Here is a 20945-nt window from a genome sequence, read left to right as displayed (position 1 = left end):
CGATCCGCATCGTGTAGGCACGCGGCTCCCTCACGCCTTCGCCCGAGGAGCCGCCGAGTCATTTCCGAGAGTCCCGCTTCGAGCGCCCCCTTTCGCCGTCAGGTCTTCTACCTGCCCGGCTTCGACCCGCGCGATCCCGAGACCTATTGGGGCCTCTATCGCCGCGAAGCCCGCTTCACGGCCGGTCGGCGTGGCCTCGGAATCACGGTCGGCGAGCCGGTGCGGAGCTCCGATGGCCTCAGCCTCGACTGGACGATCCGCTGCGAAGCCGGGGCACGGCACGCCGAGACGCGCTATACGCTTCTGCGCTGGGAAGAGATCGTCCGCAGCCGCTTCCCCCGCTCCAACCTGATGCGCCTTTGGGCGATCCCAGCGCTCTGGTGGCGTCTCCGGCGCAGCGGCTACACGAAAGCCTTCCGCAAGGAGGCGCGCCGCTTCGCCCGAGTCATCTACGGCGTGCATCAGATCTATGCCGCCTTCGTGCTGCTGGCCGTTGTGGCGGCGACGCTGCTGGTGACGGGCACGCCCCTCAGCGGCGGGCCGGCCGCACTGACCGCTCTCCTTATCCCGCTCGTAGCCTACGGAATCCTCGGGCTCATCACCCGCGTCACCAAGGGCAAGCCGCTCTACATCGCCCACCTCGTCGACGACACGGCCTTCACCCACGACCACGCGAGCGGGGCCGAGACCCGCATGCGCGGCCGGCTCGGCGCCTGGGCCGAGAAAATCCGCGCCGCGGAAGGCCAGGCGGACGAGATCGTGGTGATCGGCCATTCCTCGTCGAGCTTCCTCGCGATCGAAGCATTGGACCGGCTCCTGTCCACCGACCCCGATTTCGGCCGCCGCAGCACGCCCGTGACCCTCGTCACGATCGGCAGCGTGATTCCCTGGATCACCCTCGACCCCCGGGCAGTGGAGATGCGGGCCGCGCTCCAGCGCTTCGGAGCCGCCTCGGCGATCGCTTGGCTCGACCTCAGAGCCAAATGGGACTGGCTCTCGATCCACCTGCGCGATCCCCTCCAGGCGAGCGGGCTCCCGGCGGCCGCCCCGGGGCGGCTCGTGGCGCAGCACGTGCGGATCGAGGACCTGATCGAGCCCCGGATCGTGGCCCGGCGGCGCTGGAACCTGTTCCGCATGCATTTCCAGCTGCTGATGTCGAGTTGCCGCCCGGACACCTTCGACTACATCGCCTTCACGGCCGCCCCGGAGCCCGTCCACGCCTATGTGGCGGCGCGCCGCAAGGCGGGGCAGCAGGGGGCAGCGCAGGATCCGGAGGCCGCCATCGCGGGGGTATGAGCGGATCGCGCACAAGAGAGTGTTTGCAGGCTCGGCCCTGACGCTCTAGAGCCGCATCCACGCACATGAATGCAGATCCTGGATTCGCAGGGTAACATCCCGCCCGCGGTTGCCGTCTCCTGTCGGACGGCCGCAGCGTGTCGTGGACGCCTGACGCCGGACGGCGTCAGGTGAGGCTTCAAGGTCTTGGCATGTTCCGAAACGACGTTCCGATCACTCCCGAACTCGTCCGTCAGCACGGCCTCACGCCCGAGGAATACGAACGCTTCCGCGGGCTGATCGGCCGGGACCCGACGCTGACCGAGCTCGGCATCGTCTCGGCGATGTGGAACGAGCACTGCTCCTACAAATCCTCGCGCAAGCATCTGCGCGGCCTGCCCACGAGCGCGCCCTGGGTGATCCAGGGGCCGGGCGAGAACGCGGGCGTCATCGATATCGGCGACGGCCATGCCTGCGTCTTCAAGATGGAGAGCCACAACCACCCGAGCTTCATCGAGCCCTACCAGGGCGCGGCGACCGGCGTCGGCGGCATCCTGCGCGACGTCTTCACCATGGGCGCCCGGCCGATCGCGGCCCTGAACGCGCTGCGCTTCGGCGCGCCGGACCACCCCCGCACCCGCCACCTCGTCTCCGGCGTGGTCGCCGGCATCGGCGGCTACGGCAATTCCTTCGGCGTGCCCACGGTGGGCGGCCAGGTCGGCTTCCACCGCCGCTACGACGGCAACATCCTCGTCAACGCCATGGCGGTCGGCCTGGCGAAGACCGACGGCATCTTCTACGCGGCGGCCACCGGCCTCGGGAATCCGATCGTCTATCTCGGCTCCAAGACCGGCCGCGACGGCATCCACGGCGCCACCATGGCCTCGGCGGAGTTCGACGAGGAGAGCGAGTCGAAGCGCCCGACCGTGCAGGTCGGCGATCCCTTCGCCGAGAAGCTCCTGCTCGAGGCCTGCCTGGAGCTGATGGCCTCCGGCGCCGTCATCGCGATCCAGGACATGGGCGCGGCGGGCCTAACCTGCTCTGCCGTGGAGATGGGCGCCAAGGGCGATCTCGGCGTCGAGCTGAACCTCGAATGCGTGCCCGTGCGCGAGGAGGGCATGACGCCCTACGAGATGATGCTCTCGGAGAGCCAGGAGCGCATGCTCATGGTGCTCAAGCCCGGCATGGAGAAGGAGGCCGAGGCCATCTTCGTGAAGTGGGGCCTCGACTTCGCGGTGATCGGCCACACCACCGACACCCTGCGCTTCGTCATCAAGTGGCACGGCGAGACGGTGGCCGACCTGCCGATCAAGGAGCTCGGCGACGAGGCCCCGCTCTACGACCGGCCCCATCTGCCCAACACCCACCAGCCGGTGGTGAGCGCGGCCGAGGTTCCGGCGAACGTGCCGAACGCCGAGGCCCTGAAGCGCCTCGTCGGCTCCCCGGAACTGGCCTCGAAGCGCTGGGTCTACGAGCAGTACGACCACTTCATCCTCGGCAACACCGTGCAGAAGCCCGGCGGCGACGCCGCGATCGTGCGGGTCGAGGACGGCCCCAAGGGCCTGGCGCTCACCTGCGACGTGACCCCGCGCTATTGCGAGGCGGATCCGGTCGAGGGCGGCAAGCAGGCCGTGGCGGAGGCCTGGCGCAACATCACGGCGGTGGGCGGACGGCCGCTCGCCATCACCGACAACCTCAATTTCGGCAATCCCGAGAAGCCGGAGGTGATGGGCCAGTTCGTCGGTTGCCTGAAGGGCATCGGCGAGGCCTGCCGCGCCCTCGACTTCCCCGTCGTGTCGGGCAACGTCTCCCTCTACAACGAGACCAACGGCGTCGGCATCCTGCCGACCCCGACCATCGGCGGCGTCGGCGTGATCGACGACGTGGCCCGCCACGCCACGATCGCCCTGAAGCGCGAGGGCGACGTGCTGGTTCTGCTCGGCCGCACCGAGGGCTGGCTCGGTCAGTCGCTCTATCTCGCCCAGATCGCCGGCCGCGAGGAGGGCGCGCCCCCGCCCGTCGACCTCGCCGCCGAGCGCAAGGTCGGCGACTTCGTGCGCGGACTCATCACCGGGGGCATCGTCGACACGGTGCACGACCTCTCCGATGGCGGGCTTGCCGTGGCGCTCGCCGAGATGGCCATGGCCGGTGGGATCGGCGCGGCCCTGCCGGAGGTCGCCGGCGCCCTGCCCGCCCATGCCTATCTCTTCGGCGAGGACCAGGGCCGCTACCTCATCGCCGTCGAGGCGGAGGCCGCCACCGACCTGCTCTACAGCGCCTCGGCGCAGGGCATCGACGCGGCCATCGTCGGCGTCACCGGGACAGACCGTTTGACCCTGCCGGGCGGCGAGACCATCTCGGTGGCCGAGTTGTCCGCGGCCCACGAGGGCTGGTTCCCCGCCTATATGGCGAGCCAGCCCGCGGGCGCCGCGGCCTGAAGCCCTTCGAGAAGGACCGTTCCGATGCCGATGGATGCGCGCGAGATCGAGGCGATGATCCGCGAGGCGCTGCCCGACGCCACGGTGGAGATCAAGGATCTCGCCGGCGACGGCGACCACTATGCCGCGACCGTGATCTCCTCCGCCTTCAAGGGCAAGACGCGGGTCGCCCAGCACCAGATGGTCTACGGCGCCCTGCAGGGACGCATGGGCGGCGTGCTGCACGCCCTTGCGCTGACCACGGGCGTTCCCCAGGATTAAGGGATTCCGCGCGCGGACGGGTTTGCCCGGGCATCGCGCCACCGGACTCCGACGATCAATTCGCAGAACCGCGCAAGGACGGGACCCATGACCGACATCAACACGGCGATCCAGAACGAGATCGCCTCCCAGGACGTGGTCGTGTTCATGAAGGGCACGCCGCAATTCCCGATGTGCGGCTTCTCGGGCCAGGTCGTGCAGATCCTCAATTACCTCGAAGTGCCGTTCAAGGGCGTGAACGTCCTCGACGACATGGCGATCCGCGAGGGCATCAAGGCCTTCTCCAACTGGCCGACCATCCCGCAGATCTACGTGAAGGGCGAGTTCGTGGGCGGCTGCGACATCGCCCGCGAGATGTTCCAGTCCGGCGAGCTGCAGCAGTTCCTGTCCGAGAAGGGCATCCCGGTGAAGACCGCCGCCGCCTGACCGGCGCCGGAGCGGACGGAGGAAGGGCGCCGCGGGCGCCCTTTTTCGTGCGCGCTGGCCAGAACGGCGGGAAACGCCTGCGGCCTCAGGGACTTCCCTTCGGAGCGAGCGTCGCCGGAGGGAGCGCATGCGGGATGTCATCATCGTGGGCGGCGGCCCGGCCGGGCTGAATGCCGCCCTGATCCTCGGGCGCAGCCGGCGCAGCGTGCTCCTCTGCGACACCGGCGAGCCGCGCAACGCGGCCACGCCCCAGACCTGGGGCCTGTTCACCCGGGACGGCACGGCCCCCTTCGACCTGCGGGCCAGGGCCCATGCCGATCTCGACCGCTACGAGACCGTGCGGCGGCGGCAGGTGGAGGTGGTGGAAGCCCGGCGGGTGGAGGACGGCTTCGAGATCGTCCAGGCCGATGGGCGCCGCGAGCGCGCCCGCCGCCTGATCCTCGCCACCGGCCTGCGCCAGGAACTGCCGCAGGTCGAGGGCTTCGACACCTATTGGGGCCGGGGCGTGCATGCCTGCCCCTATTGCGACGGCTACGAGGCGCGGGACCGTGCTCTCGTCGCCTATGGCGAGGGGCATGGCGGCTGTGGGCTCGCCCTGGAGCTGACCTGCTGGAGCCCCGACGTGACCCTCTGCGTCGAAGGCGAGGCGTCCCTGTCGGAGAAGGACCGGGCGCGCCTTGCCCGCAACCGCATCCACGTGGTCGAGGGGCCGGCCCTCCGCCTGGAAGGCGACGGCGACCAGCCGAGCCGTCTCGTGCTCGCGGACGGGCGCGCGATCGCCTGCGCGGCCCTGTTCCTGATGCCGGATACCTGCGCCCCCTCCCCTCTGGTGACGCAGCTCGGCTGCGAACTCACCGAGCGCGGGGTGGTGCCGACCCGGGACTACGAGAAGACCAACGTGCCGGGTCTCTACGTGGCCGGCGACGCCTCCCGCCGGGTGCAGTTCGCCGTCGTCGCCGCGGCGGAGGGCGCAATGGCCGCCTTCGCGATCAACACGGAGCTCATCGCCGAGGACACCCGCTGAGGCTGGTTTCGGGGTGAGGCGGTGGCGCCTCTCCTCGCCCCCTGGGCGAGGGGGACCGCGCGCAGCGCGGGGGAGCGGGTGCCCGAGCACGGGGCCGGAGGCGAGAGGACGGGGCCGGATATCGGCTCGGGGCCCGGCGTTGTCTCCGAAACGGGACCGGTCCCGTCCGGAGCGATCGAGAGCCATGGCCCCACGCCTGCACCCGCACAGCCCCCGCGTCGCCGTCGCCTGCGGCTGCACGCTCGGCGAGGAGGTGATCTGGGACGCGCGCTCCGGCCTGCTGATCTGGGTCGATATCGAGAACCCGGCGATCTGGCGCCACTGGCCGGCGACGGACGAGACCACGCGCCTGCCCCTCGACGAGAAAATCGGCTTCGCGCTTCCGACGCAGGAACCCGACCGGGTCGTCGCCGGCTTCCAATCCGGCGTGGCCCTCGTGTCCCTGTCGGATGGCAGCCGGGAGCCGATCGTGCGGCCGGAGCCGCATCCGCCGGGCAACCGCCTCAACAGCGGCCATGTCGGGCCGGACGGCGTCCTCTGGTTCGGCAGCATGGACGACGCGGAGAAGGCCGATACGGGCAGCTTCCATCGCTGGGACGGGCAGCGCCTCGCGACCTTCGGCGGCCGCCACGCCGTCACCAACGGCCCTGTCCTGAGCCCGGACGGATCCTGCCTCTACACGATCGCGACGAGCCGGGACCTGGTGCGCCGGCACCCGATCCTCGACGGGATGATCGGCGAGGCGGCGCCCTTCATCCGCTTCGAGAAGGGCTGGGGCCACCCGGACGGGCTGACCGTCGATGCGGAGGGCTTCGTCTGGATCTGTCACTACAACGGCTCGCGCATCACCCGCTTCGCGCCCTGCGGCGAGATCGAGCGCGTGCTGCCGATGCCGACGGCGTTGGTGACCAAATGCACCTTCGGCGGCCCGGATCTGACGACTCTCTACGTCACCACCTGCCTGAGGGGCCGCGATCCGACCCTGGACCCGATGGCGGGCCATCTCTACGCGGTCGAGACCGGCATCCGCGGCCTGCCCGGCAATATCTACGGATGCACGGGCGCCCCGGCGCCCATTATTGACTCGTTAAGTTCTCGTGCGCCTTCGCACCGCGGCGAGACCCCCGCGATGCAATGATGAAGATGTGATGAACCGCGAAAGCTTCGCGGAACTTTTCCCCGTAAGTCCCGTTATCGAACGGTCGAGCTTCCCGCTCGGCGGTCGCGAGACCCGGATGGCGGCCCAGGAGCCGGTCATGGCTGTCTTTGATGCGAAGGATCCGACGCTAAATTCCGACGATGCAGCCCTGCTCGCGCATGTGCTGCATCCGACGCCCGCGACCCGCGCCCATGCGAAGCTGCGCGGCCGGCGGCTGCTCAAGCGGGCCAATCCCTTCGCCGTCCAGCCCGAGGATCCGACGCCGGCGGTCGACGGCGCCCTCTCCCCGGCCGCGCGCTGACCCTCACCAGCTCTGCGTCGTGATGAGTCCCTGCTTCGTCACGACGACCCAGTTGCGGCCGCGCCGCTCGATCGCCTCGACCCGGCCGATCCCCGGCACGGAATCGCCCGGGGCGACCTCCACCAGCCGCCGCTTGCGATCCTCCAGCATCGCGACCCCGTCATAGACCTCGCGCACGGCCCAGCTCTCGATCGCCTCCGGCTTCGGCTTGTCGGGCAGGCTGCCGGTCGTCTGGACCGGATCGGCCTTCGCCGTCGGAGCCGGGGCGGGCGACGCCGCCACCGGCGCGGCCGCGAGGCGCTTCTCGATCAGCGCAGTCAGGCTGGCCTGGCGGGCGGCCTGCTCGCGCTCCGCCTGCTCGAGGCGCTCGCTCAAGGCCGCGATGTGCTTGTCGAGCACCTGCTCCATCTTGCCGATGCGCTCGCCGAGGACACCCGTGACGGACTTGCGGTCCCCGCGCGCAGCCTCGCCCTGATCCTTCAGCCCGGCCACGGCCTTGGTGAGCCGCTCGACCTCGACGTTCAGCCGCGCGCTCTCGAGGCGGCCCGCCTCGAGGCCGGCGGCCATCTGGCGTAGCGCCTCGTCGCTCCCGCCCTGCGGCGCGGCCACGAGGCCGAGCACGCCGCCGAGGGCCAGGGCGCCGGCGAGGGCGCCGAGCATCAGCGGGTTGGGCTTGAAGGCCGGAATCCGCGATGCGGGGGTTTCGGCGGATGTCGCGGAACCGGAGACGGCCTGCTTCAGCAGGGCCTCGGGCGAGAGCGTGGGGGCGGAGGCCTTCTTCAGGTCGTCCTTGCCGGCGGTGTCGACGGAGTCGGTCATGACTCGTGCTTCCCGTAAACCTCGGAAAGCATTGGTTAAGCACGTTTGTTTACCAAACCCTTACCGGCCTCCCGCCCCGCGCCCTTCCCTGCGCCGAAGCCTTCTCCCCGACTCTCCGAAGCCAGCCCTCGACGGCCTCGTGCCGATCCCGCAGCGCGGCATGCTGGGCCGTGTCGGCCGCCGTTTCCCCTGCGTCAGGCCCTCCATCGCAGCGCGCAGCACTTCGATCCATGCGTGGGACGCATGCTGGCATCTGGTATTTTGTACTTCATATCCAATGATGCGAGGGCTATCTCACTCTTGTTCGCACCGCACCATCGCTTCTGGAGGGGTCACATGATCGGTACCGTACTTTCTTCTCTGGTCCTGCTCTTCGCCGTGCAGGCCCTGCTCGTCGTCAAGCTCGCCGACAAGCTCACCGCCGATGCCGCCGCCCGCCAGGACAGCCACAAGGGCGTCGCGCAGCCGGCCGGCCGCTACGCCGCGCACGCCGCGTAAGCCGACCTCGATCACCCCGGCGGCCGTCCGGCCACCGCGTGATCCGATTCGCGTCTCCCAGCGCCCGCGCCTGACGGCGCGGCGCTCGGCCATGCCTCCCCAGAGGTCCCGTTCGGTTCCGGATCGCTCAGACGATGCCGGAGAGGGCTGGGATCGGGCCCGAAGGCGTGTCCCGCACAGGCCCAGCAAATCCGGTCGCCCCGCCGACCGGAAACCCGAGCGTCTCGTCGTCGGCCGCCGGAAGGGCCACGGATGTCTCCTCCTCGGAGGCTTGCCCGAACGCTTCGGCAAGCAGAGCAAGCGCTATGTCGGCCATCAGGCGTCCTCCCGTTGGGGGCCAGGGGTCCCGCAGACGCCCTAACTCACGATTTGGTATCTGGTATACCAATAAGCGCTATAATGCAAGATGTGCCGCGATAGCGCGCTATTCTGCGGCCGCTTTCTGCACGTAGCCGGTGGCGCCCGACGCCACGATGCGCTGAATCTCCCCCTCCGAGCAGCCGAGCACGTCCCGCAGGATCTCCTCCGTATGCTCGCCGAGCAGGGGAGAGCGGGTGATGGCCACCGCGTTCGCCGACAGCTTGATCGGATTTCCGACCGTCAGATACGGCCCCCGGGCCGGATGCTCGACCTCGACGACGGTACCGCTCGCCCGCAGGGCCTCGTCCTCGGCAATCTCCTTCATCGACAGGATCGGCCCGCACGGAATGTCGTAGGCGTTGAGGATCTCCATCGCCTCGAACTTGTCGTGCTTCATCGTCCACGCCTCGATGCGCGTGAAGATCTCGTTGAGATGCGGCAGGCGCGCCTTTGGGGTGGCGTAGCTGGGGTCGGTCTTCCAACCGGGCTCGCCGATGATGTCGCAGATCGGCTCCCAGACCGCGCCCTGCGTGATGAAGTAGATGCAGGCGTTGGGGTCCTGCTCCCAGCCCTTGCACTTGAGGATCCGGCCGGGCTGGCCGCCCCCGGAATCGTTGCCGGCCCGGGGCACGGAATCGCCGAAGGGAATGCCCTCGCCGAACTGGCTGTATTCCATCAGAGGGCCGCGCTCGAGGCGCTGCTGGTCGCGCAGCTTCACCCGGCAGAGATTGAGCACGCCGTCCTGCATGGAACAGTCGACCCGCTGCCCCTCACCCGAATGGGTGCGGTGGAACAGGGCGGTGACGATGCCGAGGGCGAGATGCAGGCCGGTGCCGGAATCGCCGATCTGGGCGCCGGTCACCATGGGCAACCCGTCCCGCCAGCCGGTCGTGGAGGCGGCGCCGCCCGCGCATTGCGCGACGTTCTCGTAGACCTTGCAATCCTGGTAGCGGCCGGGGCCGAAGCCCTTCACCGAGGCGAGGATCAGGCGGGGGTTCTCCGCATGCAGCGTCTCCCAGGAGAAGCCCATCCGCTCCAGGGCGCCGGGGGCGAAGTTCTCGACCAGCACGTCGCATTCGCGGATCAGGCGCCAGAGCACCTCCTTGCCGGCCGGGTTCTTGGCATCGATGGTGATCGAGCGCTTGTTGTGGTTCAGCATCGTGAAATAGAGGCTGTCCACCCCCGGGATGTCCTGCAGCTGCTGGCGCGTGGCGTCGCCCGTTCCGGGGCGTTCGATCTTGATCACGTCGGCGCCGAACCACGCGAGAAGCTGCGTGCAGGTCGGACCGGACTGGACATGCGTGAAGTCGAGCACCTTCACGCCGTCGAGCGCCTTGCCCATCATCGCTTCCTCCTGAGAGCCGGTCTTTCCGCGCGGCGCATCGTGCGGAGCCCGTCCCGCGGCCTCGCGCCGCATCGGAAGCTCCCCGGAAGGCTCCTCAAACGGAGCGCGTCCCGCGCACGAGTCGGGCCGTCACCCCTGCCGACTCTTCGCGAATAATCTGGCATACCAGATGCCAGACGTCAATTTTTTAGGCACCTGCCATGCGTCCGTTGCCGGGTGGAAGGCTCTTCCCCTTCACGCGCGACCTGGGCAGAACTTCCCGGAGAGCCGGCCGTCGCCTTGTCTTTCGCAAGGGGAGTCGCCATGGTCGAGGTCGTTTGCACGCTGCAGTGGTCCCTCGACCAATCCGGCTCGGAACGCGAAAACCTGGTGAGATGGAAAATTTCGCAATAAAGCCGATCGTGCCGGCGACGAGCTTGCGGACCCTTGCCTACGAAGCACTGAAGTCCGCGATCACCAACATGGACATCTACGGACAGGCCGGCGACGTCCGCCTGGACGAGCGCGGTCTGTCCCAGACCCTGGGCGTCAGCCGCACCCCGATCCGCGAAGCGCTCACCGTGCTGGAGCAGGAAGGCTTCGTGCGCAACGAGCCCCGCCGGGGCGTCTTCGTCGTCAAGAAGACGCGCAAGGAGATCGTCGAGATGATCCAGGCCTGGGCGGCCCTGGAGAGCATGGCGGCGCGCCTCGCCTGCACCCACGCCTCCGACGAGGATCTCGCCTGCATGCGGCGGATGTTCCCGGAATTCTTCGAGGGCAGGCCCTCGGACCATCTCGACGAGTATTCCGAGGCCAATATCCGCTTCCACCAGAAGATCATCTCGCTAGGCCAGAGCGAGGTGATCAAGGACATGTGCAGCAATCTGCTCATGCACGTGCGCGGCATCCGCAATCAGGCCCTGCGCCAGGGCGACCGCGCCTCGAAGTCGATCGAGGAGCACATTCAGATCATCGAGGCGCTGGAGGCGCGGGACGCCGTGCGGGCCGAGCGCCTGGTGCGCGACCACGGCCTCGGCCTCGCCGCGCATGTGGAGCAGTACGGCGCCCATCTCGACTGAGGCTGTTTCCGAACGGTGGCAGCAGCAACTGCGGTTTTTCCTTCCCCTTTGGGGGAGGTGGCCGCGAAGCGGACGGAGAGGGCGGCGCCGTGGTGCCCGGCATCGGACCCGGCGCACTCACTCCACCGCGCTTCGCCCGATTCCCCTCGCCCAGGGGGCGAGGAAAGGCCGCCACCCGAGCAGGCGCTCCCGGCGACAAGGAAAAGGCCCCCTTCCCGGAAGCGGAGAGGCCTTTTCGTTTGCGGTGCCGGGCCTATTCCGCCGGCACGGAATGCCCGTGGGGCATGGGGGCCGAGCCCGGCTCCGCCGCTTCGCCCTCGGCGGCATCCTTCCGCCTAAAGAATCGCATCACCACCACGAAGAAGACCGGCACGAAGAACACGGCGAGCACCGTGGCCGAGATCATGCCGCCCATCACGCCCGTGCCGATGGCCTGCTGGCTCTTCGAGGCGGCGCCGGTGGCGATGGCGAGCGGCACCACGCCGAAGATGAAGGCGAGCGAGGTCATCACGATCGGGCGGAAGCGCAGGGTCGCCGCCTGGATGGTCGCCTGGACGAGGCTGGTGCCGGGCTTCCAGAGGTCCTTGGCGAATTCCACGATCAGGATCGCGTTCTTGGCCGAGAGGCCGATGATCGTGATGAGCCCGATCTTGAAATACACGTCGTTGGGCATGCCCCGCAGATAGACCGCGGCCAGGGCCCCGACGACGCCGAGGGGGATCACCAGCAGCACCGAGAACGGGATCGACCAGCTCTCGTAGAGGGCCGCCAGACACAGGAACACGATCAGCACCGAGAGGGCGAGGAGCAGCGAGGCCTGGGAGCCCGCCTGCTTCTCCTGCTCGGACTGGCCGGTCCAGGTGTAGCCGAAGCCCCGGGGCAGGAAGGTCATCAGCCGTTCCATCTCGGCGATGGCATCGCCCGTGGTGTAGCCCGCCCGCGGCTCGCCGGTGAAGCGCACCGATTGGTAGCCGTTGAAGCCGACGATCTGGCTCGGCCCGAGGCTCCATTTCAGGTCGGCGAAGGAGGACATCGGCACCATGGTGCCCTGGCTGTTCTTCACCGCGTAGTTCATCAGGTCGGCGGCCTGCATGCGCTGCAGCTGCTCGGCCTGCACGTAGACGCGCTGCATCTTGCCGCGGTTCGGGAAGTCGTTGGTGTAGACCGAACCGAGATTGACCTGGATCGCGGCATTGATGTCCTCGAACTTCACGCCGAGGGCGGCGGCCTTCTCGCGGTCGATCACCAGCTCCGCCTGAGGCGTGGGCGGCAGGCCCTCGATCTTCACCTTCTGCAGGACGGGGCTCTGCTTGGCGAGGCCGAGGAGCTGCGCCTCCGCCGCGGTGAGGGCCGAGTAGCCCTTCTGGGCCCGGTCCTGCAGGCGGAAGGAGAAGCCCGCCGCGTTGCCGAGATTGTCCACCGGCGGCGGCTCCTGCGCGTCGACCACCGCGTCGCGGTAATCGGCGAGCGCCGCATTGGTGCCGTTGACGAGGGCGATGGCGGAATTGGCCGCGTCCCGCTCGGACCAGGGCTTCAGGGTGACGAAGGCCTGGCTCAGATTCGGCCCCTGGCCGGAGAAGGAGAAGCCGTTGAGCATCGTCACCGTGGCGACGCCCGGCTGGGCCAGGAGATGCTCCTCGACCTTGCGCACCGCCGCCTGGGTCCGGTTGAACGAGGCGCCCGCCGGGGTCTGGATGTCCACGGTGAAGAAGCCCTGGTCCTCGACCGGCAGGAAGCCCTCCGGCAAGCGCAGGAAGGCGAAGGCGGTGCCGCCCACCAGGATCAGGTAGATCACCATCACCCGGCCCGACTTCTTGATGAACCAGCCGGTGCCGCGGCCGTAGCGGGCGGTCTCGCGGTCGACGATCCGGTTGAACCAGCCGAAGAAGCCGCCCTTGGCGTGGCCGTGGCCCTTGGCGATGGGCTTGAGCAGGGTGGCGCAGAGCGCCGGCGTCAGCGTCAAGGCCAGCAGGGCCGAGAAGGCGATGGAGGTGACCATCGCGATCGAGAACTGCCGGTAGATGATGCCGACCGAGCCGGGGAAGAAGGCCATCGGGATGAACACGGCCACCAGCACCAGGGTGATGCCGATGATCGCCCCGGTGATCTGGCCCATGGCCTTGCGGGTCGCCTCCTTCGGGGGCAGGCCCTCCTCGTTCATGATGCGCTCGACATTCTCCACCACGACGATGGCGTCGTCGACGAGGATGCCGATGGCGAGCACCATGCCGAACATGGTCAGCACGTTCACCGAGAAGCCGGCGAGCAGCATCACCGTGACCGTGCCCATCAGGGCGATCGGCACGACGATGGTGGGGATGAGGGTGTAGCGGATGTTCTGCAGGAACAGGAACATCACGATGAAGACCAGCACCACCGCCTCGACCAGGGTGTGCAGCACCTTCTCGATCGAGGCCTTCACCGCGGGGGTGATGTCGTAGGGGATGTCCCACTTCAGCCCCGGCGGGAAGAACTGGGACAATTCCTCCATCTTGGCGCGGATCGCCTTGGCGGTCTCCAGGGCGTTGCCGTCGGGGGCGAGCGTCACCGAGATGCCCGCCGCCTCGCCGCCGTTCAGCCGGGTCGAGAACTGGTAGGCGTCGCCGCCGAGTTCGATCCGGGCGACGTCGCGCAGGCGCACGTTCGAGCCGTCGGAATTGGCGCGCAGCACGATCGCGCCGAAATCGTCCACCGTGCTGAGCTGTCCCTTCACGATGATCGGCGCGAACACGGCGTGATCGACCGGACTCGGCTGGGCGCCGACCGCGCCGGAGGCGATCTGGATGTTCTGGTTGCGGATCGCGTCGGTGACGTCGCCCGGCGTGAGGGAGAGGCCGCGCAGCTTGTCCGGGTCGACCCAGACGCGCAGGGAGCGCTCGGTCGAGTAGAGGGTGGCGCGGCCCACCCCCGGGATGCGGCGGATCTCGTTGATCACGTTGCGCATCAGGAAGTCGCCGAGCCCGATCTCGTCCATCTTCCCGTCGGTCGAGACCAAAGTGATGATGTTGAGGGTGGCGGCCGAGGCCTCCTCCACGAGGATGCCGTTCTGGCGCACCTCCGCGGGCAGGCGGGCCTCGACGCGCTTCAGGCGGTTCTGCACCTCCACGGAGGCGAGCGCCGGATCCGTGCCCGGCTGGAAGGTCGCGGTGATGTTGATCGAGCCGAAGGAGTCGGTGGTCGACTCGAAGCTCATGATGTTGGCCGCGCCGTTCAGCTCGTCCTCGATGAGGCGAGTCGTGCCCGTGTAGAGGCTCTCGACCGAGGCGCCGGGGAAGGCTGTCGACAGGGCGATCGAGGGCGGGGCGATCACCGGATACTGCGCCACCGGCAGCATCGGGATCGCGAGCACGCCCCCGAGGATGATGAAGAGGGCGACGACCCAGGCGAAGACCGGCCGGTCGATGAAGAAGCGTGCCATGCTTGCGCGCCCCTCCTCAGCGAACTTCAGCGATGGCGGGCGGGGCGATCGAGTCCGTCGAGGCCGCGTCGCGCTCGCGGCTGTCCGTGTCGACGGGCTTGCCGGTCTCCGGCGCCACCGTCTTCCAGGCCACCGACTTCACCTCGATGCCGGCCACGATCTTCTGGAAGCCCTCGACCACGACCTTGTCGCCGGCCCGGAGCCCCTCGCGGATCACCCAGTTGCCGCCGACGACGGGGCCGACCTCGACCGGCTGGAGCATGACCTTGTTGTCGGGCTTGACCACCCAGACCTCGGGCTTGCCGTCGTTGGTGCGCTGGATCGCCTGCTGCGGCACGGCGATGGCGTCGGAATCGATGCCCTGCTCGATGCGGGCGCGGACATACATGCCCGGGAAGAGCTCGTCGTGCGGGTTCGGCAGGAGCACGCGCAGGGTCACCTGGCCGGTGCTCGGATCGGCGGTCACGTCGGAGAAGAGCAGGCGGCCGGCCGAGCCGTAGAGGGAGCCGTCATCCATGATCAGGTGGACGTTGGCGGCGTCGTGGGCCAGCTTCGAGAGCTCGCCGGAGGCGATGTCCCGGCGCAGCTTGTTCAGCTCGCCCACCGACTGGGTGATGTCGACATAGATCGGGTCGAGCTGCTGGATCGTGGCGAGCACGCCGGTGGAGCCCTGGTCGATCAGGGTGCCCTCGGTGAGCAGCGCCCGGCCGATGCGGCCGGAGATCGGCGCGCGCACGTCGGTCCAGGCGAGGTTGAGCCGGGCCCGGTCGCGGGTGGCCTTGGCGCCGGCGACCTCCGCCTCCGCCTGCTTCTTGGCGGCGAAGGCCGTGTCGTACTGCGCCTGGCTCGCGGTGTTGCGGGCGAGCAGGGTCTCGAGCCGCTCCGCCTGCTGGCTGGCGAGGACGAGGGCGGCCTCGGTGCGGGCCAGGGCGGCCTCGGCGCTGGCGAGCTCCACCTCGTAGGGCGCCGGGTCGATCTTGTAGAGGATGTCCCCTTCCTTCACCGCGCTGCCCTGCTGGAACAGCCGCTTCACCACGAGACCGGAGACGCGGGAGCGCACCTCGGCGATTCGCATGGGGGCGACGCGGCCGGGCAGGTCGCGCACATAGGGGATCGGCTGGGGCTGCGCCGTGACGACGCTGACCTGCGGCGGCGGCAGGGGCACGGGGGCCGAGGCCTTCTGCTCGTTGCAGGCCGAGACGGCGACCATGACGAGGCTGGCGGCGAGCGTCGCGGCGAAGGCCGCCGGACGGTTCCGGCGCGGCTTCGAACGGGGCGACACATTCAGGCGGGACGACACGTGGGATTCGCTCCTGCAATGACGCTTGGCCGCGTCCAGCCCCGGCGCGGGAAAGCCGGGGACGGACGCGCGGGCGAGACCCTGCCGCGCCGCGATCCGGCGCGTGCGGACAGGATTCTGGCAATCGCCGGGCCAAGCAGGCGGCCCGGAAGGCGGATGCGGGATGCATCGCGTCGGCGTCGCGGACGATCCGCGCGCCTGCGCGGACCGCTCGATCCTGACGCGTATCCTGGAGACGGATCTTGGCATTCCCACGACCGTGCCCGCCGCGCGGGGGTCGACCGAGGACCGGGGCGTCCGAAATGCCGACCCGGATCAGGCCCTGGGCGGCCGGTCGGGGCAGCGCCGCTCCGCGAGGGCGCAGCCGATATCGGAGACGGGGCGCAGGCTGCGGCCGTCGCCGGTCACGAAGGGCGGGACCGCATCCGCGAAGAGCCGGCGCCCGTCGCCGGGCAGGTCATCCGCATCGAGGGCGGGCGCAGCGGCACGCAGGCTCGCCAGATGGTCGGGCACCGCGGGCGCCGTGCCGAACCCGGACAGGCCCGTGCTCACCGCCGAGACGCGGAAGGGCGCCTCGGGCGGATAGTCCGACGCGATCCCGCTGGCCGCGACGAGGCCCATCGTCAGGATCCCGACGAGGGCGGCCACGGTGGCGCGGATGCGGCGGAGCGCAGGCAGGCAGAACGGTTTCGACACGGATGCGGAGTCTGGTGCTTTGCCGGAGACGGCGCAATCGGGTGCGACATTCTGTCGGCCACGAAAGCATCGTCCCCGTGGAACGAAAAACCCGCGGTGCTGAACGGGACGATCGCACGGCCCTGCCGTCCGTGCAGAACCGCATGCATTTCGCGCAAGCGTTGCAGGAATGGCACGTCCGCGCCTTCCTCTTGCCCCGAGCGGCCGCCAATCGCCAGGAACGTCCGAGCCCGAACCGACCCTTCGCGGTCCGCCAAGGTGAACGCGCTTCCGCGGATCGGACCGCACGGCTCACCGCTTCAAGGAGGATCCTGATGCCGTACCGCCGCACCCTTGTCGGGGCATCCCTCGTGCTCGGGCTTCTCGTCGGGCAGCCCGCGACGGCCAACCCACTGGATTCCGGACCGCTCGCCGACTTCATCAACGTTTTCAAGACGCAGGCGATTCCCCGCGAGACCGTGCCCTATGCCGGCAAGGAGAAGCCCGGCACCGTCGTCGTCTCCACGCGCCAGCGCCGGCTCTACTACGTCCTGCCCGGCCACGAGGCGATCCGCTACGGCGTCGGCGTCGGCCGCGAGGGCTTCTCCTGGTCCGGCATCAAGACCGTCACGATGAAGAAGGAATGGCCGGATTGGCGTCCCCCGGCCCAGATGCTGGCCCGCCGCCCGGACCTGCCGCGCTACATGGCCGGCGGGCAGGACAACCCGCTCGGCGCCCGCGCGATGTATCTCGGCTCCTCGCTCTATCGGATCCACGGCTCCAACGAGCCCGAGACCATGGGCGCGGCCGTCTCCTCGGGCTGCATCCGCATGACCAACAAGGACGTGGTCGATCTCTACGATCGGGTCCGGGTCGGCACGAAGGTGATCGTCCGCGACTGAGCGGTCGGGCGCGCGCCGGCAACCGTCGCGCACCGCAAAAGCTGCTATAGGCGCCGCTCCGGCGGCCGGGCCTCGCCCGGCCGCCCTCGTCCCGAGCCCTCCCGTGCGCCTGCCCCCGACATCCCCGAAGGCCCTGCCATGATCGGCGGGGTGGATCCGAGCCTGATCGCCGGCCTGTTCGGCGTCGCTCTGGTGGCGGGCACCTGCGACGCCATCGCCGGCGGCGGCGGCCTGCTGACCCTGCCGGCCCTGCTGCTCGCGGGTCTCGATCCGGTGAGCGCGATCGCCACCAACAAGCTCCAGGGCAGCGCCGGCTCGGTCTCGGCCACGCTCGCCTTCGCGCGGCGCGGGCTGATCCGATGGCCGGAGGCCGCCCCGGCGGCGCTCGCGGCGGGGGCCGCCTCCGTGGCCGGCGCGCTCTGCGTCAGTCTGCTGCCGAAGAGCGCCCTCGACGCCCTGGTGCCGCTGCTGCTGATCGGCATCGCGGTCTATTTCGCCACCGCCCGGCGCATCCGCAACGAGGACGCCGCCGCGCGGCTCTCGCCGAAGACCTTCGCCCTGACGCTCGCCCCCGCGGTCGGCTTCTACGACGGGGTGTTCGGGCCCGGCGCCGGCTCCTTCTACATGATCGGCTTCGTGACCCTGCTCGGGCTCGGGATCGTGCGGGCGACGGCGCACACGAAGCTCGCCAATGCCGCGAGCAATCTCGGCAGCCTCGCCCTGTTCACCCTCCAGGGCACGGTGATCTGGCCCGTGGGCCTCGCCATGGCGCTCGGCGCCTTCCTCGGGGCGCAGGTGGGCTCGCGGCTCGCCATGCGGCTCGGCGCCCGACTGATCCGGCCGCTCCTCGTCGTCATCGCCTGCGCCATGGCCGCCCGCCTCCTCGCCAATCCGGAGAACCCGCTGCGGCGGGCGGGGCTCGGCTGGCTGTTCGGGGGCTGAGGCACTCCGGAACGGAGAAGGGCCACCGCCCACGGGAGCGATGGCCCTTCCGGACGCCGTTCGACGGCGAGCCTGAACTTGGCCTCAGCGCGGGATGAAGGCCCAGTAGTCGAGGTCGAGGATCACCGCCGGATCGTAGCCGTCGCCCTGGCGGTCGGGATAATTGGCGCAGGGCTGGTTCTTGGTCGCCACCGTGCGCAGGCGCAGGGCGCCGATATCGGTGCGGCCGGGCAGCTCCGCGGTCTCCAGCACCTCGCTCCAGGCATAGACCGTGTCGCCGGCAAAAAGCGGGGCGACGTGGCGGCCGCCATTGATCCCGGCCAGGGCGAAGGCGTTGGCGAGCCCGTTGAAGCTGAGGGCACGGGCCAGCGAGATCACGTGGCCGCCATAGATCAGGCGACGGCCGAACCGCGTCTCCTTGGTCGCATGCGCATCGAAATGCACCTTGGCCGTGTTCTGGAACAGGCGCGTGGCGATCTGGTGCTCGGCCTCCTCGACGGTCATGCCGTCGACATGGTCGATGCGCTCGCCCGCCGCGTAATCGGCGAAGCGGTGCGGGCTGCCGGCCAGCGCCGTGTCGTAGGCCTGCGGCGAGAGGGGCGGCAGGGAATGGGCGAGATCGGTCGGGTCGACCACCTTGGCCAGCGTCGGCACATGCTCCTCGGCGACCTTGGCCTCGGGGTCGCGCTTGCGCACCAGAACCCAGCGGCAATAGCTGAGCACGGTCTTGCCCGCGGAATCCGAACCCGTGGAGCGGACATAGACCACACCGGTCTGGCGGTTGGAGCTCTCCTTGAGGCCGATCACCTCGGACACGGTCGAGAGCGTCTCGCCCGGATAGACCGGCCGGTGGAACCCGCCCTCGGCATAGCCGAGATTGGCGAGCGCGTTCAGGGAGATGTCGGGCACGGTCTTGCCGAACACGACGTGGAAGGTGAGCAGGTCGTCGAGGGGGCTGGCGGGATAGCCGATCGCCTTGGCGAAGGCGTCCGACGACTGGACCGCGAAGCGCGGGCCGTAGAGGGCGGTGTAGAGCGCCACGTCCCCGGCCGTCACCGTCCGGGGAGTCGCGTGGCGGATGGTCTCGCCGAGGCGGAAATCCTCGAAGAAGCGGCCGGGATTGGTTTTCATTGTGAATGCGCCTTGAAAAATGACCGACCGGGGATGGCCCGAGCAACGGCGTCGTTCTGTGCCAAGCCCCTCCCGCGCGCAAGACGCGCAAGAGGGGATGAGTTCGGCACCGGCGTCAGTAGGCCATCTGGATGGCGAGGTCGGTCACGAGCTTCTGAACGAACAGGAGCAGCAGGATCAGGATGATCGGCGAGATATCGACGCCGCCGAGGTTCGGCAGCAGGTTCCGGATCGGCCGCAGGGCCGGTTCCGTGACGCGGTAGAGGAACTCGCCGATCTGCGCGACGATCGGGTTGCGCACGTTCACCACGTTGAAAGCGACGAGCCAGCTCAGCACCGCACTCGCGACGAGAACGTAGATGTAGAGCTGGATGACGGTGTTGAAGAGCCAGAGCAGGGCGTTCATGCGGGGGATATCGGTCCTCGGCACCCCGCGCTCGCAACCGGCGCTGGATGCGCATGCGGCGACGGGAAATTTCCGGAATTGACAGGCCGAAGCGAGCCAGCCTACAAGGCCGGCGCTCCGGACGGGGCTGTAGCTCAGATGGGAGAGCGCCGCAATCGCACTGCGGAGGTCAGGGGTTCGAATCCCCTCAGCTCCACCACCGACTTTCGCTTGAAAATTGGTGTGTGGCATCAAGGACTTGGGGAGTGGCAGCTCCCGGATAAATCCCAATTCCTCCCACGCTTCCGTTTCGCTAAATCCCAGGCGTGGTCCGGTTTTCGACAGGATATCCACACCACCCCCGCGCAGCTACGGGGGCAACCCTTGCTGTGCCTGACCCACGCCGTGCGCGTTGGTAGAGGGCGCGCCGGCCGGTGAATATCGAAGCCTGCACCGGCTTGGCGGGACCGCCGTCGTCCGGACCGGATGATCCAGGGATTCCGAGCGGCGGGGGCTACAAGGCCGCGCCGAGCCCGATTCGGAGGCGGTACTGCCACGTCAGCGAGAGGCAGACGCCTTCGAGGCTGGCCCAGATGTGGGCCGCATCCACGCCGAGCTGGAACAGGTTGCGCTGGAAGACCGCGCGGGTGTCCCGCGGGATCTCGAAGCTGTTCTCCGCCATGCCGGGCGGCGTCCACGCCGAGGCCGGATCGGGGTGGGCCGAGAACAGGCCCTTCTGGCTCGCGATGCGGGGCGCCAGGGCGGAGGGCAGCAGGAAGCCGACCTCGGCGATCTCGAAGGGGCCGGGACCCCGCTCGGGGTCGATCATGGAACTGCCGCCGAGCGGATGCGCGTACACGATGGCGTCCTCGTTCGCGGGCTGGCTGGCAACGGCGAAGAAGCAGGCGATGAGCGGATTGGTCGTCCAGTCGAGCAAGCGGGTCGGGAGACCGTAATGCTGACCCAGCGCCAGCCAGTCCCAATCCGTCGCCCCGGGCATCGCGACGTGCAGCCTGGCCTCGCGCTTGAAATCCTGGAACAGTTGCCGTTCGTGGCGCGGGTCGAACTCGGCGCCCCGGCCGGCGCTGGGCTTGCACTCGAAGGCCTTCGACGCGCAGCCGCGGAACACCCATCGTGAGTTCATGCGTGCCGCCAGGAAGGCGTGGAACGCCTGCCAGCGCTCCTGCGCCGGCCCGCCCTCTCCATCGCCGGACCCCGATGGTCCGGA

20 protein-coding genes and 1 tRNA gene are annotated in these 20945 nt (G+C 69.3%); 12 read left to right on the top strand and 9 right to left on the bottom strand.

The window, feature by feature from the left end; all coding sequences use genetic code 11:
- The first annotated feature begins 60 nt into the window (after nt 1-60).
- From MMB17_RS08860 to MMB17_RS08830, 7 genes are all read left to right on the top strand, one after another.
- Nucleotides 61-1296: a hydrolase gene (locus MMB17_RS08860; protein WP_241102154.1), complete on the top strand. Its 1236-nt coding sequence runs from the start codon at nt 61-63 to the stop codon at nt 1294-1296.
- 191 nt (nt 1297-1487) lie between these two features.
- The gene (gene purL, locus MMB17_RS08855) at nt 1488-3713 is read left to right on the top strand and encodes a phosphoribosylformylglycinamidine synthase subunit PurL (RefSeq protein WP_241101748.1); all 2226 of its coding nucleotides are present in this window, start codon (nt 1488-1490) and stop codon (nt 3711-3713) included.
- Nucleotides 3714-3737: 24 nt separating this feature from the next.
- Nucleotides 3738-3974, top strand: a complete 237-nt coding sequence (locus MMB17_RS08850) for a BolA family protein (RefSeq protein ID WP_232630094.1) — start codon at nt 3738-3740, stop codon at nt 3972-3974.
- 87 nt (nt 3975-4061) lie between these two features.
- The gene (gene grxD, locus MMB17_RS08845; RefSeq protein WP_238309220.1) at nt 4062-4400 is read left to right on the top strand and encodes a Grx4 family monothiol glutaredoxin; all 339 of its coding nucleotides are present in this window, start codon (nt 4062-4064) and stop codon (nt 4398-4400) included.
- Between the two features lie 127 nt (nt 4401-4527).
- On the top strand, nt 4528-5424 hold the full coding sequence (locus tag MMB17_RS08840; protein ID WP_241101747.1) for an NAD(P)/FAD-dependent oxidoreductase: 897 nt from the start codon (nt 4528-4530) through the stop codon (nt 5422-5424).
- Nucleotides 5425-5608: 184 nt separating this feature from the next.
- Nucleotides 5609-6562, top strand: coding sequence for an SMP-30/gluconolactonase/LRE family protein (locus MMB17_RS08835; RefSeq protein ID WP_241101746.1), 954 nt, complete (start codon nt 5609-5611; stop codon nt 6560-6562).
- A gap of 118 nt (nt 6563-6680) precedes the next feature.
- Nucleotides 6681-6884, top strand: coding sequence for a hypothetical protein (locus MMB17_RS08830; RefSeq protein WP_241101745.1), 204 nt, complete (start codon nt 6681-6683; stop codon nt 6882-6884).
- Nucleotides 6885-6887: 3 nt separating this feature from the next.
- Here the strand turns inward: MMB17_RS08830 and MMB17_RS08825 are convergent, their stop codons facing one another.
- The gene (locus MMB17_RS08825) at nt 6888-7703 is read right to left on the bottom strand and encodes a hypothetical protein (RefSeq protein WP_241101744.1); all 816 of its coding nucleotides are present in this window, start codon (nt 7701-7703) and stop codon (nt 6888-6890) included.
- A 336-nt stretch (nt 7704-8039) separates the two neighbouring features.
- Here MMB17_RS08825 and MMB17_RS08820 point away from each other — a divergent pair, with 336 nt between their 5' ends.
- Complete coding sequence (locus MMB17_RS08820) at nt 8040-8201, top strand: hypothetical protein (protein WP_238309225.1); 162 nt, start codon at nt 8040-8042, stop codon at nt 8199-8201.
- A 127-nt stretch (nt 8202-8328) separates the two neighbouring features.
- On the opposite strand, the gene MMB17_RS08815 is transcribed toward MMB17_RS08820, so the two are convergent.
- Together MMB17_RS08815 and frc are read right to left on the bottom strand one after the other, a co-directional pair.
- Nucleotides 8329-8517, bottom strand: a complete 189-nt coding sequence (locus MMB17_RS08815) for a hypothetical protein (protein WP_241101743.1) — start codon at nt 8515-8517, stop codon at nt 8329-8331.
- A 108-nt stretch (nt 8518-8625) separates the two neighbouring features.
- On the bottom strand, nt 8626-9903 hold the full coding sequence (gene frc / locus MMB17_RS08810) for a formyl-CoA transferase (RefSeq protein ID WP_241102153.1): 1278 nt from the start codon (nt 9901-9903) through the stop codon (nt 8626-8628).
- 377 nt (nt 9904-10280) lie between these two features.
- Here frc and MMB17_RS08805 point away from each other — a divergent pair, with 377 nt between their 5' ends.
- Nucleotides 10281-10964 (top strand): GntR family transcriptional regulator, encoded by a 684-nt coding sequence (locus MMB17_RS08805; RefSeq protein WP_238309227.1) that lies wholly within the window; start codon nt 10281-10283, stop codon nt 10962-10964.
- Between the two features lie 253 nt (nt 10965-11217).
- Here MMB17_RS08805 and MMB17_RS08800 read toward each other — a convergent pair whose 3' ends face one another.
- The 3 genes from MMB17_RS08800 to MMB17_RS08790 form a co-directional block, all read right to left on the bottom strand.
- Nucleotides 11218-14382 (bottom strand): efflux RND transporter permease subunit, encoded by a 3165-nt coding sequence (locus MMB17_RS08800; protein WP_241101742.1) that lies wholly within the window; start codon nt 14380-14382, stop codon nt 11218-11220.
- Between the two features lie 16 nt (nt 14383-14398).
- On the bottom strand, nt 14399-15592 hold the full coding sequence (locus MMB17_RS08795; RefSeq protein WP_241102152.1) for an efflux RND transporter periplasmic adaptor subunit: 1194 nt from the start codon (nt 15590-15592) through the stop codon (nt 14399-14401).
- 405 nt (nt 15593-15997) lie between these two features.
- Nucleotides 15998-16378, bottom strand: coding sequence for a hypothetical protein (locus tag MMB17_RS08790; protein ID WP_241101741.1), 381 nt, complete (start codon nt 16376-16378; stop codon nt 15998-16000).
- 314 nt (nt 16379-16692) lie between these two features.
- On the opposite strand from MMB17_RS08790, the gene MMB17_RS08785 reads away from it, so the two are divergent.
- Nucleotides 16693-17259, top strand: a complete 567-nt coding sequence (locus MMB17_RS08785) for a L,D-transpeptidase (protein WP_241101740.1) — start codon at nt 16693-16695, stop codon at nt 17257-17259.
- Between the two features lie 138 nt (nt 17260-17397).
- The gene (locus MMB17_RS08780) at nt 17398-18201 is read left to right on the top strand and encodes a TSUP family transporter (RefSeq protein ID WP_241101739.1); all 804 of its coding nucleotides are present in this window, start codon (nt 17398-17400) and stop codon (nt 18199-18201) included.
- An 84-nt stretch (nt 18202-18285) separates the two neighbouring features.
- Here MMB17_RS08780 and MMB17_RS08775 read toward each other — a convergent pair whose 3' ends face one another.
- Together MMB17_RS08775 and MMB17_RS08770 are read right to left on the bottom strand one after the other, a co-directional pair.
- Nucleotides 18286-19332, bottom strand: a complete 1047-nt coding sequence (locus tag MMB17_RS08775) for a MaoC family dehydratase (RefSeq protein ID WP_238309232.1) — start codon at nt 19330-19332, stop codon at nt 18286-18288.
- A gap of 115 nt (nt 19333-19447) precedes the next feature.
- Entirely contained in the window at nt 19448-19738 is a 291-nt protein-coding gene (locus MMB17_RS08770) for a YggT family protein (RefSeq protein WP_238309233.1), read from the bottom strand.
- Between the two features lie 123 nt (nt 19739-19861).
- On the opposite strand from MMB17_RS08770, the gene MMB17_RS08765 reads away from it, so the two are divergent.
- A tRNA-Ala gene (locus MMB17_RS08765) sits at nt 19862-19937 on the top strand.
- A 294-nt stretch (nt 19938-20231) separates the two neighbouring features.
- On the opposite strand, the gene MMB17_RS08760 is transcribed toward MMB17_RS08765, so the two are convergent.
- Nucleotides 20232-20861, bottom strand: a complete 630-nt coding sequence (locus MMB17_RS08760) for an FRG domain-containing protein (RefSeq protein WP_003604313.1) — start codon at nt 20859-20861, stop codon at nt 20232-20234.
- Nucleotides 20862-20945: the final 84 nt, after the last annotated feature.

Origin of the sequence: Methylobacterium organophilum, from assembly GCF_022533465.1 — a bacterium.
In the GTDB taxonomy this organism is placed as follows: domain Bacteria; phylum Pseudomonadota; class Alphaproteobacteria; order Rhizobiales; family Beijerinckiaceae; genus Methylobacterium; species Methylobacterium organophilum.
This window is presented reverse-complemented; position numbering and strand designations above follow the sequence as displayed.

Bases quoted from the DNA above. Each gene is read 5' to 3' on its own strand.
- purL (WP_241101748.1), top strand. From the start codon at position 1,488: ATGTTCCGAAACGACGTTCCGATCACTCCCGAACTCGTCCGTCAGCAC.
- MMB17_RS08850 (WP_232630094.1), top strand. From the start codon at position 3,738: ATGCCGATGGATGCGCGCGAGATCGAGGCGATGATCCGCGAGGCGCTG.
- grxD (WP_238309220.1), top strand. From the start codon at position 4,062: ATGACCGACATCAACACGGCGATCCAGAACGAGATCGCCTCCCAGGAC.
- MMB17_RS08840 (WP_241101747.1), top strand. From the start codon at position 4,528: ATGCGGGATGTCATCATCGTGGGCGGCGGCCCGGCCGGGCTGAATGCC.
- MMB17_RS08835 (WP_241101746.1), top strand. From the start codon at position 5,609: ATGGCCCCACGCCTGCACCCGCACAGCCCCCGCGTCGCCGTCGCCTGC.
- MMB17_RS08830 (WP_241101745.1), top strand. From the start codon at position 6,681: ATGGCTGTCTTTGATGCGAAGGATCCGACGCTAAATTCCGACGATGCA.
- MMB17_RS08825 (WP_241101744.1), bottom strand. From the start codon at position 7,703: ATGACCGACTCCGTCGACACCGCCGGCAAGGACGACCTGAAGAAGGCC.
- MMB17_RS08820 (WP_238309225.1), top strand. From the start codon at position 8,040: ATGATCGGTACCGTACTTTCTTCTCTGGTCCTGCTCTTCGCCGTGCAG.
- MMB17_RS08815 (WP_241101743.1), bottom strand. From the start codon at position 8,517: ATGGCCGACATAGCGCTTGCTCTGCTTGCCGAAGCGTTCGGGCAAGCC.
- frc (WP_241102153.1), bottom strand. From the start codon at position 9,903: ATGGGCAAGGCGCTCGACGGCGTGAAGGTGCTCGACTTCACGCATGTC.
- MMB17_RS08805 (WP_238309227.1), top strand. From the start codon at position 10,281: ATGGAAAATTTCGCAATAAAGCCGATCGTGCCGGCGACGAGCTTGCGG.
- MMB17_RS08800 (WP_241101742.1), bottom strand. From the start codon at position 14,382: ATGGCACGCTTCTTCATCGACCGGCCGGTCTTCGCCTGGGTCGTCGCC.
- MMB17_RS08795 (WP_241102152.1), bottom strand. From the start codon at position 15,592: ATGGTCGCCGTCTCGGCCTGCAACGAGCAGAAGGCCTCGGCCCCCGTG.
- MMB17_RS08785 (WP_241101740.1), top strand. From the start codon at position 16,693: ATGCCGTACCGCCGCACCCTTGTCGGGGCATCCCTCGTGCTCGGGCTT.
- MMB17_RS08780 (WP_241101739.1), top strand. From the start codon at position 17,398: ATGATCGGCGGGGTGGATCCGAGCCTGATCGCCGGCCTGTTCGGCGTC.
- MMB17_RS08775 (WP_238309232.1), bottom strand. From the start codon at position 19,332: ATGAAAACCAATCCCGGCCGCTTCTTCGAGGATTTCCGCCTCGGCGAG.
- MMB17_RS08770 (WP_238309233.1), bottom strand. From the start codon at position 19,738: ATGAACGCCCTGCTCTGGCTCTTCAACACCGTCATCCAGCTCTACATC.
- MMB17_RS08760 (WP_003604313.1), bottom strand. From the start codon at position 20,861: ATGAACTCACGATGGGTGTTCCGCGGCTGCGCGTCGAAGGCCTTCGAG.